General features: G+C 71.1%; 14 protein-coding genes and 1 pseudogene. 4 read left to right on the top strand and 11 right to left on the bottom strand.

Features of this window, described 5'->3' with window-relative positions:
• The first annotated feature begins 48 nt into the window (after nt 1-48).
• Nucleotides 49-420 carry a TIGR02611 family protein gene (locus ACWKZU_RS11610; RefSeq protein WP_449282484.1) on the top strand — a complete coding sequence of 124 codons (372 nt, stop codon included), beginning with the start codon at nt 49-51 and terminating at the stop codon, nt 418-420.
• A gap of 50 nt (nt 421-470) precedes the next feature.
• Here the strand turns inward: ACWKZU_RS11610 and ACWKZU_RS11615 are convergent, their stop codons facing one another.
• The 4 genes from ACWKZU_RS11615 to yiaA form a co-directional block, all read right to left on the bottom strand.
• Nucleotides 471-1,055: a DUF4870 domain-containing protein gene (locus ACWKZU_RS11615; protein WP_449282485.1), complete on the bottom strand. Its 585-nt coding sequence runs from the start codon at nt 1,053-1,055 to the stop codon at nt 471-473.
• Nucleotides 1,056-1,168: 113 nt separating this feature from the next.
• Nucleotides 1,169-1,864, bottom strand: a complete 696-nt coding sequence (locus tag ACWKZU_RS11620; protein ID WP_449282486.1) for a winged helix-turn-helix domain-containing protein — start codon at nt 1,862-1,864, stop codon at nt 1,169-1,171.
• A 405-nt stretch (nt 1,865-2,269) separates the two neighbouring features.
• On the bottom strand, nt 2,270-2,824 hold the full coding sequence (gene pyrE / locus ACWKZU_RS11625) for an orotate phosphoribosyltransferase (RefSeq protein ID WP_449282487.1): 555 nt from the start codon (nt 2,822-2,824) through the stop codon (nt 2,270-2,272).
• 10 nt (nt 2,825-2,834) lie between these two features.
• Nucleotides 2,835-3,323, bottom strand: coding sequence for an inner membrane protein YiaA (yiaA, locus tag ACWKZU_RS11630; protein WP_449282488.1), 489 nt, complete (start codon nt 3,321-3,323; stop codon nt 2,835-2,837).
• A gap of 179 nt (nt 3,324-3,502) precedes the next feature.
• Between yiaA and ACWKZU_RS11635 the strand changes: the two genes are divergently transcribed.
• A complete protein-coding gene (locus ACWKZU_RS11635; protein WP_449282489.1) occupies nt 3,503-4,339 on the top strand; it encodes a Sir2 family NAD-dependent protein deacetylase in 837 nt (278 codons plus the stop codon).
• A 175-nt stretch (nt 4,340-4,514) separates the two neighbouring features.
• On the opposite strand, the gene ACWKZU_RS11640 is transcribed toward ACWKZU_RS11635, so the two are convergent.
• Genes ACWKZU_RS11640 through lysA form a run of 4 tightly spaced genes read right to left on the bottom strand, consistent with a single transcriptional unit; the run spans nt 4,515 to nt 8,614 of the window.
• On the bottom strand, nt 4,515-5,315 hold the full coding sequence (locus ACWKZU_RS11640) for an amino acid ABC transporter ATP-binding protein (RefSeq protein WP_449282490.1): 801 nt from the start codon (nt 5,313-5,315) through the stop codon (nt 4,515-4,517).
• Nucleotides 5,312-6,301 (bottom strand): amino acid ABC transporter permease, encoded by a 990-nt coding sequence (locus tag ACWKZU_RS11645; RefSeq protein ID WP_449282491.1) that lies wholly within the window; start codon nt 6,299-6,301, stop codon nt 5,312-5,314. Before ACWKZU_RS11645 ends, ACWKZU_RS11640 begins: the two co-directional genes overlap by 4 nt.
• Nucleotides 6,298-7,233, bottom strand: a complete 936-nt coding sequence (locus ACWKZU_RS11650) for an ABC transporter substrate-binding protein (protein ID WP_449282492.1) — start codon at nt 7,231-7,233, stop codon at nt 6,298-6,300. The genes ACWKZU_RS11645 and ACWKZU_RS11650 overlap by 4 nt, the downstream gene beginning before the upstream one ends.
• A gap of 52 nt (nt 7,234-7,285) precedes the next feature.
• Nucleotides 7,286-8,614 (bottom strand): diaminopimelate decarboxylase, encoded by a 1,329-nt coding sequence (lysA, locus tag ACWKZU_RS11655; RefSeq protein WP_449282493.1) that lies wholly within the window; start codon nt 8,612-8,614, stop codon nt 7,286-7,288.
• Nucleotides 8,615-8,699: 85 nt separating this feature from the next.
• Between lysA and ACWKZU_RS11660 the strand changes: the two genes are divergently transcribed.
• A complete protein-coding gene (locus ACWKZU_RS11660) occupies nt 8,700-10,331 on the top strand; it encodes a PucR family transcriptional regulator (protein WP_449282494.1) in 1,632 nt (543 codons plus the stop codon).
• Between the two features lie 300 nt (nt 10,332-10,631).
• Here the strand turns inward: ACWKZU_RS11660 and ACWKZU_RS11665 are convergent, their stop codons facing one another.
• Together ACWKZU_RS11665 and ACWKZU_RS11670 are read right to left on the bottom strand one after the other, a co-directional pair.
• Complete coding sequence (locus ACWKZU_RS11665) at nt 10,632-11,981, bottom strand: APC family permease (protein ID WP_449282495.1); 1,350 nt, start codon at nt 11,979-11,981, stop codon at nt 10,632-10,634.
• Nucleotides 11,982-12,038: 57 nt separating this feature from the next.
• Entirely contained in the window at nt 12,039-12,944 is a 906-nt protein-coding gene (locus ACWKZU_RS11670; protein WP_449282496.1) for a carbon-nitrogen hydrolase family protein, read from the bottom strand.
• Between the two features lie 83 nt (nt 12,945-13,027).
• Here ACWKZU_RS11670 and ACWKZU_RS11675 point away from each other — a divergent pair, with 83 nt between their 5' ends.
• Complete coding sequence (locus ACWKZU_RS11675; protein WP_449282497.1) at nt 13,028-13,774, top strand: FadR/GntR family transcriptional regulator; 747 nt, start codon at nt 13,028-13,030, stop codon at nt 13,772-13,774.
• Between the two features lie 156 nt (nt 13,775-13,930).
• On the opposite strand, the pseudogene ACWKZU_RS11680 reads toward ACWKZU_RS11675, so the two are convergent.
• Nucleotides 13,931-15,533 (bottom strand): annotated as a pseudogene (locus tag ACWKZU_RS11680) (hypothetical protein); the annotation flags it as partial.

Consider the following 15,533-nt stretch of genomic DNA (forward strand, 5'->3'; position numbering starts at 1 on the left):
CGTCGCGCACCCGGCCGAATGCCAGGACGCGAACGTATTCTCGGATGCATGACCGACCCGTACGCCGACGACGCGGAGCGCGCGCATCGGCTCAGCCGGCGGTTCGGGCGATTCATGGAGCGCTGGCGCGCCGCGATCCGCCGCCGGCCGTGGCTCAACACGGCCTACAAGGTGATCGTCACGGTGCTCGGCATCGCGGTCGTGGTCGTCGGCCTGATCCTCGTGCCCCTGCCGGGCCCCGGCTGGCTCATCGTGTTCATCGGGCTCACGATCCTCGGCACCGAGTACCACTGGGCCAGGCGCCTGCTCGGCTGGCTGCGGCGGGTGCTGGCCCGGTTCTGGGAGCGCTGGAACCTGTGGCGCGCGGCCCGGCGCGAACGACGGGCGCAGCGGGAGCGCGGATCCGAGAGCCCCGGATAGACGAAACGGCCCGGGCCGAAGCCCGGGCCGTTCGCCGTTCAGGATCGCCGCTACTTGACGAGCGGGATGTTGAAGAGGAACTCCGGCTGCGCCCCGCGGCGGTACGCATCGGGAGCCTTGACGGCGGCGATGATGTGGAAGATGAACAGCACCAGCGAGCCGATCCACAGGACGATCGCCAGCAGCCAGCCGATGTAGGGGATGATCATGAGGATGTAGGTCGCCACGACCACGCCCACTCGCAGCAGCGAGAAGTTGAGGTTGTCCCGGTGGAAGGCGTAGGCCTGCTGGTTGCCCTTGTCCTTCTCGATGAGGTAGAAGATGAGGGCAGGGATCCAGGTGAAGAACACCGACAGCCAATAGTTCAGCGTGATGTTGCTCACCGGATCGGCGACGGGCTGGGCGTAACCGGCCTGCGGCTGCTGGTAGCCGCCGGGAGGCGGGGTCTGCGCGCCGGCGGGCGGAGCCTGGTACTGCGGCTGCGGGGGCGGAGGCGCCTGGTACTGGGGTTGCTGGGGTGCCGCAGCGGGCGGCTGCGGGGCCGCGGGCGGCGTCGGAGCCGCGGGCGGAGCATCGCTGGTGGGCTGGCCGCCAGTCTCCTGGCCTTCCTGGCCCTCAGGGGGCAACGTGGTCATCTCGGTCTCCTCCTACGAAACTACGTTCTGGTACGACGTTACCGCAGCCGACCAGCCCGCGGAAGGAGCAAAGCCCGGCGCGGCTCGAAGCCGTGCGGCGTCGGAGCCTCCGATCAGAAAGCGTCGGGGCTCGGTCCGGCGGTGTGCAGGATGGACACGTCGGCGTGACGGTCGAAGCGGTAGCCGGTGCCGCGCACCGTGCGCACGATGTCCTGGTACTGCGCGAGCTTCACCCGCAGGCGGCGGATGTGCACGTCGATCGTGCGCTCGCTCGGCACCTCCTCGGCGGGGGCGTCGGCCCACAGGCCCGTGATGAGCTCCTCGCGGCTGATGGTGCGGCCCTCGCGCAGCACGAGGTACTGCAGCAGCTCGAACTCGCGGAAGGTGAGCGCGGCGGCCACGTTGTCGAGCAGCACGCGCTTGCGGGAGAGATCGAGGATCACGCCGCTCGCCGCGCGGTCCTCCACCTCGGCCTCGTGCTGCTTCTGGCGGGCGTGCGCGGCGGGGTCGCCGAGCGCGAGGCGCACGACGTCGACGTCGCGACCGCCGGTGCCCTCGGGAGCGAGCGCGACTGCGGCGTAAGTCTCGGCGGCGGGTGCGAGCTCGGCGACGAGCTGCTTGATGCGCGTGACGATGGCGCCCAGCTTGGGGTCGCCCTCGGCGATCTTGTCGTCCGCGAGGCCGACGTAGAGGGCGAAGCCGCGCACCTCGGTGCCCTCGGGCACGTTGCGCTCGGGAGCGCTCTGGGCCGGCAGATCGGCGGCGAGGTCGGGGCGGGCGGAGCGGAGGGTCTGGGTGGTGGCGTTCATGATGATGATGTCCTTCGTGCTGTCGTTCGCAGCCGAGCGGTCCACGTCTGCGGGACTGCGCGCTCGGGGAGCGGTGCGTGCGTGCCGCGGGGATGCGGCGGAGGTGCGAGCGGGCTGCGATTCAGCCCTGAGACTCGCGGGTGCGCGGCTCAGCTGCGATCAGCGGAGTGGAGCCGGGCGGGTGTCGCTCGATATCGGCGACGGATGGAACGAGATCCGGGATTCGTTCACATGCACATTCGACAGCACATGTCACCACAACCGGCCATCATCATGCCGGTCAGCCCAAAGTTCACCTCGACGGCGGACTGGGTACGAATGGTGTCATGCATAACGCACAGTTAAGCAAAGTATTGCGGCCGGTGTCAAGCGCGAGACGGATCCGCCTCTCGCGCCGGCGCACCCCTACTGCGGCTGGAGGCCCAGGTCGTCGAGGCCGATCGCGTAGCGGTACTCGTAGCCCTCGGCCTCGATCCGCGCCTTCGCGGGTGCCTGACGGTCGACGACCACGGCCACGGCGGCGATCTCCGCGCCGACCTTCTTGAGCGCCTCGATCGCCTTGAGCGGAGAGCCGCCGGTCGTCGACGTGTCCTCGACCACCACCACGCGCTTGCCCGCGAGATCCGGCCCCTCGACTTGGCGGCCGCGGCCGTGGTCCTTCGGCTCCTTGCGCACCACGAAGGAGTCGTAGGCCTCGCCCCGGGCGACCCCCTGGTGCATGATCGCCGACGCGATCGGATCGGCCCCCATCGTGAGCCCGCCGACCGCCACCACGCCGTCGATGTCGTCGATGAGGTCGAGCATCACCTGGCCGATGAGCGGGGCCGCGCGGTGGTCGAGGCTCAGCTTGCGCAGATCGATGTAGTACGTGGCCTTCTTGCCGCTCGTCAGGGTGAAGTCGCCGTGGAAGACGGCCTCCGACGTGATGAGATCGATGAGCTGTTCGCGCGCTGAGGTCATGGTGAAGATCCTACTCGTCGTCGCCCCACCGCCCGGAGGCGGGAGCCGCGGGCGAGCCGCTCGCATCGGCCTCCTCGTCCTCCTCCGCCGCGAACCGCGCCAGGTCGCGCACGTTCTTCTGCACCGCCACCGCGGCGAACACGCTCATGGCGAAGGCCATCGCGTAGAAGCCCTTCTCGCTGAGGATGAGGCTGCCGGCGTTCCACAGGCCGATCGCGAGCAGGGACAGCGACAGCACCACCGCGAACCAGGCGAGACCGTAGTAGAGATTCGTGACTGGAATGCCCTCGTTGCGGTCGCGCACCGTCTTCTGCAGCGAGACCGCCGCGAACAGTCCGAACATGAGCACCGTGAAGTAGTAGCCCTTCTCGTTGAGCTCCATCCCCGCGTTGAAGAGGCCGATCAGGTAGGCGGCCACACCGAGCAGCAGGGCGATCCACGAGGCCCCCACGAAAGCAGCGGTCGGTTTCTGCGGCTCGTTGGTCCGGGGCTTGTCCATGATGTGTCTCCTCAGTCTTCGACCGGCGACGCTGCCGGGTTGACCACCAAGTTACGCGCCGGTCATGCAGACGCCGGCATATGCCCGCCCCGGCTCCGCATCGCAGTCGCCGCAAGGCATATGCGTGCGGCGCGGGACGCGCCGCGGATGTAGCCTGGACTCGGAGACGGGAGGACCCCATGCCGCAGCCCCACGAGACGCACCCCGTCGATGCGCTGGCCGCGCTCTTCGACCACGGACCGGTCGCCGTGCTCACCGGGGCGGGCGTCAGCACCGACTCCGGGATCCCCGACTACCGCGGCGCCGGCACACCGCCGCGCACCCCCATGAACATCTCGGAGTTCATGCACGACGAGGCCTACCGCCGCAGGTTCTGGGCCGGTGCCCGGATCGGCCTCATCCGCGCGGCGGGCGTGGCGCCCAACGCCGGCCACCGCGCCCTCGCGCGGCTCGAGGCGGCGGGGCGCATCGAGGGCGTGATCACGCAGAACGTCGACGACCTGCATCGACGGGGCGGATCCCGCACCGTGGTGGAACTGCACGGCAACGGGAGCGTGATCCGCTGCATCTCCTGCGACCGCCGCTGGAGCCGCGAGGAGGTGCTCGCCCGCTTCGACGAGCTCAACCCGGGTTTCGCGGCCGGCAACGCCGACGCCGAGATCGCCCCGGACGGCGACGCCCGCGTCGCGGACGCCTCCGGGGTGGCGGTGCCCGCGTGCCCGGTCTGCGGCGGCGTGCTGCGGCCGGCGGTGGTCTACTTCGGCGAGACGGTGCCGCCCCGCGTCTTCGAGGCCGGGGAGAGCCTGGTGCGCGACGCGGGCGCGCTGCTGCTCGCGGGCACCTCCCTCGCCGTCAACACGGGCATGCGGCTCGTGCACCGCGCCGAGCGGCGGGGGATCCCGATCGCGGTGATCAACCGCGGCCCCACCGCGGTCGACGCGCGCGACTCGGTGCGCGTGCGCATCGAGGGCGGCACCTCCGAGACGCTGACCGCGCTCGCGGAGCGGCTCGGCTGAGCGGCCGCCCGTTCACTCATTCGTCCGGCGGCTCAGACCCGCGTTTGGTGTGCGCAGATCGCCCTTTCCCGGTGGGGATGACGACGATCTGCGCACACCAAACGCGGGTGGGCGCGCGGGCGGGGGCGGGGCAGGGCGCCGGGCGCGCCCGCGGGGGCGGGCGGGATCCCTGCGCCTACTTGACGCTGTCGAGGAAGTCGCGCGTGCGGCGGCGCTGCGGGGCGTCGAGCACGTCCGCGGGCGGGCCGGCCTCGACCACCACGCCGCCGTCCATGAAGACGACCTGATCCGCGACGCCCCGGGCGAAGCCGATCTCGTGGGTCACGACGATCATCGTCATCCCGTCGCGGGCGAGTTCGCGCATCACGTCGAGCACGTCGCCGACGACCTCGGGATCGAGCGCCGAGGTGGGCTCGTCGAAGAGCATCAGCTTCGGATCCATCGCGAGTGCGCGCGCGATCGCGACGCGCTGCTGCTGGCCGCCGGAGAGCTGCGCCGGGTAGTGCTTCGCGAAGTCGGCGAGCCCGACGCGGTCGAGCAGCTCGAGCGCCCGCGCCCGCGCCGCCGCCCGGCCGCGCCGCGCGACCCCCACCGGGGCCTCCATGATGTTCTCGAGCGCCGTCATGTGCGGGAACAGGTTGAAGCGCTGGAACACCATGCCGATGTCCTGCCGCTGCCGCGCGATCTGCCGCGGCGTCATCTCGTGCGTCTTCCGGCCGGCCTGCCGGTAGCCGATGAGCTCGCCGTCGACGATGATCCGGCCCCCGTCGATGGTCTCGAGGTGGTTGACGCAGCGCAGCAGGGTCGACTTGCCCGAGCCCGACGGGCCGAGCAGCACGGTCACCGATCCGGCGGGCACCTCGAGCGAGATGTCGCGCAGCACCCGGTGCGCACCGAAGCTCTTGCGCACCCGGCGGATCTGCACGAGCGCATCGCTCTGCAGCGGCGCGGCCACTGCGGTCTCGGTCACGGTCATGCTCCGATCACCTCCACGGCGTTGGTCGGCGGCGCGGGCTGCGGGCCCGGTCTGCGCCGGTCGAGCGCCGCGCGCAGCCGTTCGAAGGGCGTGGGCGGCAGGTTGCGCGAGCTGCCGCGTCCGAAGCGGCGCTCGAGGTAGTACTGGGGCACCGAGAGCACACTCGTCATGAAGAGGTACCAGAGGCTCACCACGATGAGCAGCTCGACCTGCTTGAGGTTGGAGGACGAGATCACCTGCGCCTGCGTGTAGAGCTCCATCACCGCGATCACCGAGAGCAGCGAGGTGTTCTTCAGCATCGAGATGAGCTCGTTGCCCATCGGCGGGATGATCACCCGCATCGCCTGCGGCAGCAGCACCCGCCGGAAGGTGTAGAGCGGCGACATGCCCAGCGAGTAGGCGGCCTCGCGCTGACCCTCGTCGACCGACATCATGCCGGCGCGCACGATCTCCGAGGAGTACGCCGCCTGGTTCAGGGTGAGCGCGAGCAGGCCCGCGATGAACGGGGTGACGAGCGTGTTGGTGTCGACCGACCAGAACACCACGTCGGTGAGGGGGATCCCGAGCCGGATCCGATCGAACAGCAGCCCGAGGTAGCCCCAGAGCACGATCTGCACGAGCACCGGCGTGCCGCGGAAGGCCCACACGTAGAACCAGGCCACGCTCATGAGCACCGGGTTCGGCGAGAGCCGCATCGCCGCGATGACCACGGCGAGCAGCGTCGAGACCAGCATCGAGATGACGGTGATGAGGATCGTGAGCCACACGCCCTCGAGGATGCGCGCATCGAAGAGGAACTCCCCCACCGTGCCGAAGTCGAGATTCGGATTGGTGGCGACGGTGACGACGAACCACACGACGAGCGCGAGCACCACGGCGGCGCTGATGTAGCGCCACGGGCGCCTGAGCGGGATCGCCTCGACGTCGTCGTCCGTGGACGTCGCGGGGGCGCTCACGAGCGCCGCCCCGCTGCCTGCGCCGCTCACGAGGCCGACGTCCCCTGGTTCACCCCGGCCGAGTCGACCGCGTACGCCCCGATGTTGTTGCGCTCGAGCACCGCCTGGTAGCTGCCCTCGTCGATGAGCGCCTGGAGCGCGGCGCGGATCGCCTCGACGAGTTCGGTCTCCCCCTTGAGGATCCCGATCCCGCTGTACACGGGCTCGAAGCCGGCGGGGTTCTCCGGGTCGCGCACGATCTCGAAGGCGTCGCCGTCGTCGGTCGTCGCGACCACGTACTCGGTGACCACGGCGTCGGCCACGTAGGCCTGGCTCTTGCCGGCCCGCAGCGCGGTCTGCGCGTCGAGATCCGAGGGCAGCTCCATCACGTTCACGCCGCAGTCCATCGCGCGCAGCAGATCGCCCTGCACGGTGGCCTTCTGCACCGAGACGGTCAGGCCGCAGAGATCCCGCTGCGTCTCCACGCCCGCGTCGTTGCCCTTCTTCACCGCGATGGCGAAGCCGCCGTGGGTGTAGTTGACGAAGCTCAGGGTCTCCTGCCGCTCGGGCGTATCGTTCATGCCGCTCATGATGATGTCGTTCTTACCGGCCTGCAGCGACGGGATCACCGAGTCGAAGGCCTGCTTGTTGAGGGACACGTCGATGCCGAGCTTCTGGCCGAGCAGCCGACCGAGCTCGGGATCGAAGCCGATCTCCCGGTTGGCGTCGTCGTACATCGCCATGGGCGGGAACGGGATGTCGACCGCGACATCGATCCGCCCCTTCTCCACGATGCCCTCGGGCAGCAGCTCCGTGAGCGCGGGATCGACGGTCGTGCTCACCTCGTCCCCGACCGGGAGATCGGCTCCTCCGGCGTCGCCGCCGCCCGTTCCCCCGCCGTTCCCGCCCCCGCTCGAGCAGCCGGTGAGCAGGAGGGCGAGCGCGGCGGCGGACGCCAGCAGGGTGAGGGATGTCTTCTTCATGGTGCTCCTTCGTCGTTGGAGGATGGGGTGGGGGTCGCCGGTCCGGGTCGGCTCAGCCGGCGGACTCGATCGCGGGCAGGTGGGTGGCGAGCAGGTCGTCGTAGGTCTCGCGGCGCGTCACGAGACGGGACTCGCCGTCGCGCACGAACACGATCGCGGGCTTGAGCGCGCCGTTGTAGTTGTTCGACATCGTGTAGGCGTAGGCGCCGGTCGCGGGCATCGCCACCAGGTCGCCGACCCGGGCCTCGGGCAGCGGGGCGCCGTCGATGAAGAGGTCGCCCGACTCGCACTGGCGGCCGACCAGCTGCACGCTCTCCGTCCAGGGCTCGTCGAGGCGGTTGGCGACCAGCGCCTCGTAGCGCTGGTCGGTGAGTGCGATGTCCATCTGGTCGGCCAGGCCGCCGTCGATGGCGACGAAGACGTCTCCGGTGCGCTTCACCGACACGACGCGGTAGAGGGTGATCCCCGCGCGGGCCACCACCGAGCGGCCCGGCTCGATCATCAGCCGGGCGCCGGCCGGCAGGTGCGCGCGGGCCGCCGCGACGATCGCGTCGAGGTACTCCTCGACCGACGGGGCGACCTCGTCGTAGGTGTACTTGACGCCCAGCCCGCCGCCCACGTCGTAGACGGGGAAGGTGCCGACGGTCGAGATGTTCTCGACGGCCTCGGCGAACTGGCGGGTGTTGAGGATCTGCGACCCGATGTGCAGGTGGACACCCTCGAACTCCATGAGCGGGTGCTCCTGCATGCGCGCGATGGCGCGCTTCGCCTGGTCCATCGGCAGCCCGAACTTCGACTTGGCGCCGCCCGTGGCCTGTGAGGCGTGGGTCTCGGCCTCGACGCCGGGGATGACGCGCAGCAGCAGCTTCTGCGGCCGCTCGAGCAGCCGCTCGAGGCGATCGAGCTCGTCCTCGTTGTCGACGATGATGGTGCCGATGCCCGCGTCGAGCGCCATGCGCAGCTCTGCGTCGGTCTTCGCGTTGCCGTGGAAGTGCAGCCGCTCGGGGTCCACGCCCGCGGCGAGCGCGAGCCTGAGCTCGCCGCCGCCGGCGATGTCGACCGAGAGCCCCTCCTCCTGTGCGATGCGGTACATGCCCACGGCCGGCAGGGACTTCGAGGCGAACAGCACCTCGGAGTCGGGCCAGCGCTCGCGCAGCCCGTCGACGAAACGACGGATCTGCCGGCGCAGCCCCGTCTCGTCCATCACGTGCAGCGGGGTACCGTACTGCTCGGCGAGAGCGGTGACGCCGACACCTCCGATGGCCAGCTCGCCGCCGTCGGGGCCGTCGGCGCGGGAGGACTGCTCCGGCAGCACGCCCCACAGCTCGCCGAGTCGGGTTCCCGCGGGCGCGGGCCGGTCGAGCGTCTGATCCTGAGCCACGGTGGTCCTCCATCCTCATCGGTGCGTGACCACGATATGCGCGTTCGAGCGCGCATTCTTTGTGGTTCTCCTATATCTTCGAGAAATGGATAGACAGATTTCTCCAAACCTCGAAGACGTCGGTCTGCCGCTCGACGAGCTGCTCGAGGAGCTGGGGCCGCAGACCGCCGCGCGGCTCGGCCCGCCCTCCACGCGCATCGTCCGGGCGACCGAGTTCCACGAAGCGCTCGAGGAACTCCCCGAACAGCCGGGCACGCTCCTGCTCGCCCCCTCGGCGGTGCACGCATCGGGGATCGGACTCGCGCGGCTCGCCGAGCACGCGGCCCGGCTGGGCTACGCGGGGATCGCCGTGAAGTGCCGCGAGCGCGACGTCGAGCGGCTCGCCGCGCTCTCCGAGACCGCGGGCGTCCCGCTGCTCCGCGTCGGCGAGCGGGTGAGCTGGCACCTCTTCGACGCGATGCTCGCGCAGCTCCTCGGGGAGCAGCGCCACAGCGAGGACATGCACCGCGACCGGGGATCCGAACCGCTCTTCGCGCTCGCCAACGAGCTCGCCGAGTTCTTCGGCGGATCCGTCGCGATCGAGGATCTCGGGCGCAGGATCATCGCCTACTCCTCGGTGCCCGGGCAGGTGATCGACCGGCTCCGCACCCAGGGCATCCTCACGCGCCGCGTGCCGGACTCGCCCTTCAACGACGATCAGTACCGCACGGTGCTGCGATCGAAGACCCCGATCAAGTACCCCCGCCTCGACGACGAGGAGCCCCGCGTCGCGTTCGCGATCCACGCGGGCACCCTCCCGCTCGGCAGCATCTGGGCGATCGACGCATCCGGCACCGGACCGCTCACGCGGGCGCAGGACGAGCGCATCCGCGCCGCGGCCGCGCTCGCGGCCTCGTACATGCTCGACGACCTCCGCGTGCGACGGGCCACGCAGCAGCCCCGCGAGGACCGGCTGCGCACGCTGCTGGACGGGCACGACGTCGTCGGCTCGGAGTTCGCCGAGCTCGGCCTCTCGGAGGAGCGCGGGGCCGCGCTGCTCGCCTTCGCGCCCGAGGACGACGGCCGCTCCTTGGTGCCGGCCCAGCTGCGCTCCACCGTGCACCGCCACCTCGCGCTGCACCGCCCCGAGACCGTCACCGCGGTGCGCGGCGGGCGGGTCTACGCGCTCATCGAGCAGGAGACCTCGCGCTCCGCGAACGACCTCGTCGAGCCCCTGCTGCCGGTGCTCGACCGGCTCGTCGGCCCGGGCGTGCGCGTCGCGCTGCCGGGCATCGCCCACCGGCCCGCGGACGTCGCCCAGCTGCGCACCCTCTCCGATCGCCTCTTCGACGTCGCGCACGCCGGTGCCGCACCCGCCGGCACTGCACCCGCGTCCGCCGGCACCGGCACGGGGCGCAGTGCGGCCGCCGGCCGGCTGCTCACCGTCTCGGCGCTGCGCCCCGCGCTCGTGTTCGAGCGCACGGCCGCGCTCCTCGCGGAGGAGCCGGTGCTGCGCTCGCCCGAGCTCGCCCGCATGGCCGAGGAGGATCCCGCGGTGGCCGAGACGCTGGCGGCCTGGTGCGGCTGCTTCGGCAACGTGGCCCGCGCCGCACGCGAGCTCGGCATCCACGAGAACACCGTGCGGTACCGGTTGAGGCGCGCCGAGGAGCACTACGGCGTCGCCCTGCTCGACCCCGATACCCTGCTCGCCGCCTGGCTGCAGCTGCGCAGCGGGTAGCGGGTCGTTCCCGAGCCGAGAAGCCGTCGGATCCCGAGCCCGATGCGGGATCTCCCCGCCCGTCGTCCTGCGCGCAGTGAGCGCAGGCGCAAGGATCCGGACGTGTGGATCCTGCGCCTCGCTGCGCTCGCGCAGGATGACGGGGTGGTGGGCCGCTGCGCTCGCGCAGGATGACGGAGTGGTGCTGGGCCACGGGTGGCCGGGGTTGCACATCACGCGGCCCCGAGATCCCGATTCTCGTCGTACTCGGGACGCGAACGCGACAAGAATCGGGATCTCGGGATGGTGCGGGTGCGGCCCCTACTCGGCCTCGGCGATCGCGAGCTCGGGCGGCTGGCGGCGGAAGCCGCGGGTCGCGATCGCGAGGATCACCACGCCGACGCCCAGCCAGATGGAGCCGAGCGTGATCGCGTGCACGTCGAGCTGGATCAGCAGATAGGCGATGACGAGCATGCCGATCACCGGGAAGACGACGTAGAGCAGCACGTTGTGCGACCGGCCCTGTCGTCGCTCGCGCGCCCAGTGGACGACCACCGAGAGGTTCACCATGATGAAGGCGAGGAACGCCCCGAAGTTGATGAACGAGGTCGAGGTGGTCACGTCCATGAAGATCGCGATGAGTCCGACCGCCGCGATCGCGAGGATGCTCAGCACGGGCGTGCGGAAGCGCGGATTCAGCCGTCCGAAGAACGCCCGCGGCAGCACCCCGTCGCGCCCCATCGCGTAGAGCAGCCGGCTCCCCGCGGCCTGGGCCGCGATCCCGGAGGTGAACTGCGCGATCACCAGCGCGGCCAGGAAGACGGCTCCGAAGAACGATCCGCCGATCCGGTTCGCGATCTCGAAGGCCGCGGCGTCCGAGTTCTCGAAGACGCCGCCCGGGTGCACGAGCTGCACCGCGTAGGAGACCACGACGAAGATGCCGCCGCCGATGAGCGCGACGAGCATGATCGCCTTCGGCACCGTGCGGCGGGGCTCGACCGTCTCCTCGGTGAGCGTGGTCACCGCGTCGAAGCCGAGGAAGGAGTAGGCCGCGATGGCCGCGCCGCCCGCGATCCCCGCGAGCCCGGTGTCGATGCCGGTGAACGGCGCCGCGCTCGCGAGCGCGCCCGCCCCGTCGGCGCGCACGACGTCGGCGAAGGCCAGCAGCACGAAGAACACGATGACGAGGATCTGGAAGCTCATGAGCACGAGGTTCACCCGGTCGGCGACCTTGATCCCGATCACGTTCAGCACGGTGGTGATCACGATGAAGCCGAGGATCCAGACCGGCATCGGCACCGCAGGGAACTGGGCCTGGAGGTAGGAGCCGCCGATCAGCCAGATCACCATCGGCAGGAACAGGTAGTCGAGCATCGTCGCCCAGCCGACCAGGAAACCGACCCGGCCGTCGATCGTGCGGCGCACGTACGTGTACGCCGATCCCGCGACCGGGAACGCGGCGGCCATGCGGCCGTAGCTGTTCGCCGTGAAGAGCATCGCGATGAGCGCGAAGAGGTAGGCGCTGGCGCTGGCGCCTCCGGTCTCCGAGGCGATCACCCCGAAGATGCCCAGCACGATGAGCGGGGTGAGGTACGCCAGTCCGAAGATGACGAGCGAGGGCAGCCGCAGGGTGCGGCTGAGCGTCGGCGGGGCTGCGGTGGTGGTTGACATCGGTACTCCGTTGTTCCAATCGGGGGAACCGACGCGGGTTCGCGTCGGCGGGGGGTCTCAGGGGGTCGACGGGGCGCTGGAGGGGGAACCGGGCGCCCAGCGCGCGGGATCGATCCGCCCGCCGTACATGGGCAGCGGGATGGGATCGTCGCCGGGCGAGAACTGCGCCCAGAGCCGATTGGTGCCGCTGGTGCCCGTGCGGCGCACCCGGGCGACGCGCTCGGGGTCGTAGTGCACGATCAGGGTGTCCTCGCCCAGCCCGGCCTCGCCGAGCACCCAGCCCTCGGGGTCGACGGCGATGCTGCGGCCGCGACCGGCCGGTGCCGCGCAGTTCACGCTGAGCACGTAGAGCTGGTTGACGATCGCGTTGGCGCGGGCGAGTACGAGCTCCTGCTCGCGGTCCTGGCTGGTGGTCTTGACCACGTTGACCACGAGGTCGGCGCCGAGCCACGCGAGCTGCCTCGTGTGCTCGGGGAACCAGGCGTCGTAGCAGTTGGACAGGCCGACCGCACCGTGACTCCGGTCCGCCGCGGCGAGCTCGGCCACCACGAATTCGGTGCCGGGCCGATGCGGCTCGTAGGGGCGCCACGGGAACATCTTTCGGTATCGGGCGCGCAGCTCGCCTCGCGGATCGAAGAGCAGCTCGGTGTTGAAGTACCCCTCGTCGGAGCGCTCGCCGATGCTGCCGGGCACGAGCCAGATCCCGTGCGCCGCCGCGATCTCGCCGAGGGCGGCGACGAAGGGGTCGTCGAGGGGCACCGAGGCCGCCTCGAGCGCGGCTGCCCGTTCCGGTTCGGGGAGGTGCCCGGCGTCGTGCAGGTGCATCTCGGGGTAGACGAGCATCTCGATCTCCGGGTGCTCCCGAAGGGTCGCGGCCACGTCCTCGCGGAACCGCTCCAGGCTCCCGCCGACGGGGAGCGGGGTGCGCTGCGCGAGCCCGATCACGAGCCTGCCTCGGGTCATCGACGGCCTCCTCACCTCAAACTGATCATAATGAACATGATCAGTTTGATCAGTATAAGCAGACCGATCGCTAGACTCAAGTCATGGCCGCCAGACGCACGACCTCAGACGCCGATGTCGAGCTCGCGCTCTTCACCGCGCCCGGGTCCGCGGCGATGACGCGCCTCTCCGCCGTCGAGACCGTGCGCGCGCGGATCCTGCTCTCCATCGAGCACGCCCTGCTCGCACCGGGCAGCAGACTCCCCCGCACCGAGCTCATCGCCGCGGGCCTCGAGGTCAGCACCATCACCGCACGACGCGCGCTCGAGAGTCTCGTCGCCGACGGCGTGCTCGTGCGGCGGCCCGGCCGCGGCGGCGGCACCTTCGTCGCCGACGCACCCCCGCAGTTGCAGGACTCGTCGGTCTCGGCCTACCGCGCCGACGGCCAGGCGATCCACCGCCTCATCGATCAGCGCAGTCTCATGGAGAGCGCGCTCGCGCACGAGGCCGCTCTGCGCGCGACGCCGGAGCAGTGCGACGAGCTCGACGCGCTCATCCTGCAGTCGCAGCGGGCCGCGGACTGGATGGAGCACCACGTGCCCGACTCCCGCTTCCATCACCTCGTCGCCGAGATGAGCGGACTGCCCGAGGTGCCGGCCTACCTGTCCGCCTACGAGGCGCTCATCAAGTACTTCGTGCCGTACCCGCAGGAGCAGCTCGAGGCCGGACGCGACGAGCACCGCGCGCTGGTCGCCGCCTTCAGGGCGCACGACCCCGTCGCGGCCGTTGCCGTGACCCGCGCCCACGTCGACGCGCTCAGGCGCGAGATGTTCCTCGCGCTCGAACGGTAGCCGGGCCGCGGCCCGGCCGGCACGGCCGCCCCGCTCGCCGCTGACTGCTCGCCGCCGACCGCTCGCCGCTCGGAGCAGAGTCCCGCTCGGATCAGAAGCCTCGGATCCATCCGAGCCGTGATTCCGATCCGAGCGAGGATCGCGATGCGCTCCGCGTCAGCTCGCTCGGCGCCGCAGCGCCAGCACACCCGCGGCCGCCGCGATCAGCACCGCGGCGAACGCCAGGACGCTCAGGGGCTCGGTGCCGGTGCTCGCCAGCCCGGCGGTGCCGCGCGGATCGCTCCCGCCGTCCGAACCGCCGTCCGAACCGCCGTCGGCGGTCCCATCCGCGCCGCCGTCGACGCCGCCCTCCGTGCCGCCGCCCGACTCGGGGGCCAGGCTGAGTTCGAACGTCTGCTCCACGCTCTGCCCGACACGATCCTCGACGGTCACCGCGAACTCGTAGACACCGCCCTCGACCATTCCCGCCGTGTCGACGAGCACGACCCCCGCGTCGTTCACGGTGGCGGGTGCGCCACCGGGCGCGGCCGCCGACAGCCCCTCGGCAGTGCGATCGGCCACCATGACCGCGACCAGCTCGGGCTGCTTCGTCACCGCGTAGGCGCCCGTCTCCGGAAGGTTCTCCGGCGCGAGCACCGCGGCCGAGAACTCGACGACGTCGCCGACCTCCGCGGTCTTGCGCGATTCGCTCCCGTCGCCGAGAGCGAAGCCCGGCTTCGCGAGCACTCGGAACGTCGCGGCGCCGACGTCGGTGCGGCCCTCCGCGTCCTCGATCGTGTAGGCCAGCTCGATCAGATGCGATGCCTCCCCGGCGGTCCACGTGTGGCTCGGAGCCACCTCGACCGCTCCGGTGGCGAGATCCGCGTTCACCGTCGCCTCACCCGAGACGAGCGAGACATCCGTGAGGCTCTTCCCGTCGCCCGCGGCTCCCTCGAGCAGGTTCAGCGCGAACGGCGCGTCCGCTCGCTCCCCGTCGACATCGGGGGCGTACGCCCCGATGTAGGCCACGAACGCGACGTCGATGGTGCGGGACTGGCCGACCTTGTCGGTGACCTCGACCCGCAGGGTCTCGGAGTCGCCGGGCACCGCGTCCTCGGGGGCCGTGTAGGTCACGACGCCCTGGTCGCTCACCGTAGCCGTGCCGGCGGTCGGCGGCTGGTCGATGCGGTAGCCGCCGGTCGCCGGGATCACGAGATCGTTGTCGGCCCGCACCGTCGCGGTCGCACTGCCGCCGATGGGGACCGCCCGCTGCGGGTGGTCGACGGAGAGCAGCGGCGGCCGCAGCACGCGCACGTTGATCTGCGCGGTCGCGGGCACGCCGTTGTCGTCGTCGACCGTGTACGGCGCGGCGAAGGCGTAGGAGGTCTGCGCCGCGCCCCACGAGTAGCCCGCCGGCGGGGTGAAGGTGGCGCCGGTCGCGTCGAAGGCGACCGCGGCGTTGTTCACGTTGGCGACGACGTTCGTCACCCGCGGGTTCACACCGCGGGCGTGGGCGGGCAGGACCTCCACGCGCGTGCCGGCCGGATCCGCCTCGAAGGGGATGTCGACGCCGAAGACGTCGGCCTCGGCGGTGCCCTTGATCCGCACGGAGAGCGGCGTGTACAGCTCACCGGGCTGCCCGAAGCCGTCCGTCGCGACGATGTTGAAGGTTGCGACCGAGCCGGGTGTCGCGTCCGCGGGGGCGGTGTAGGTGACGGTGCCGTCACTCGCAACGGAGGCGGTGCCGAACTGCGGCCCCGGCGCCTTCACCGCGTAGCTC

Source organism: Leucobacter sp., from assembly GCF_053528595.1.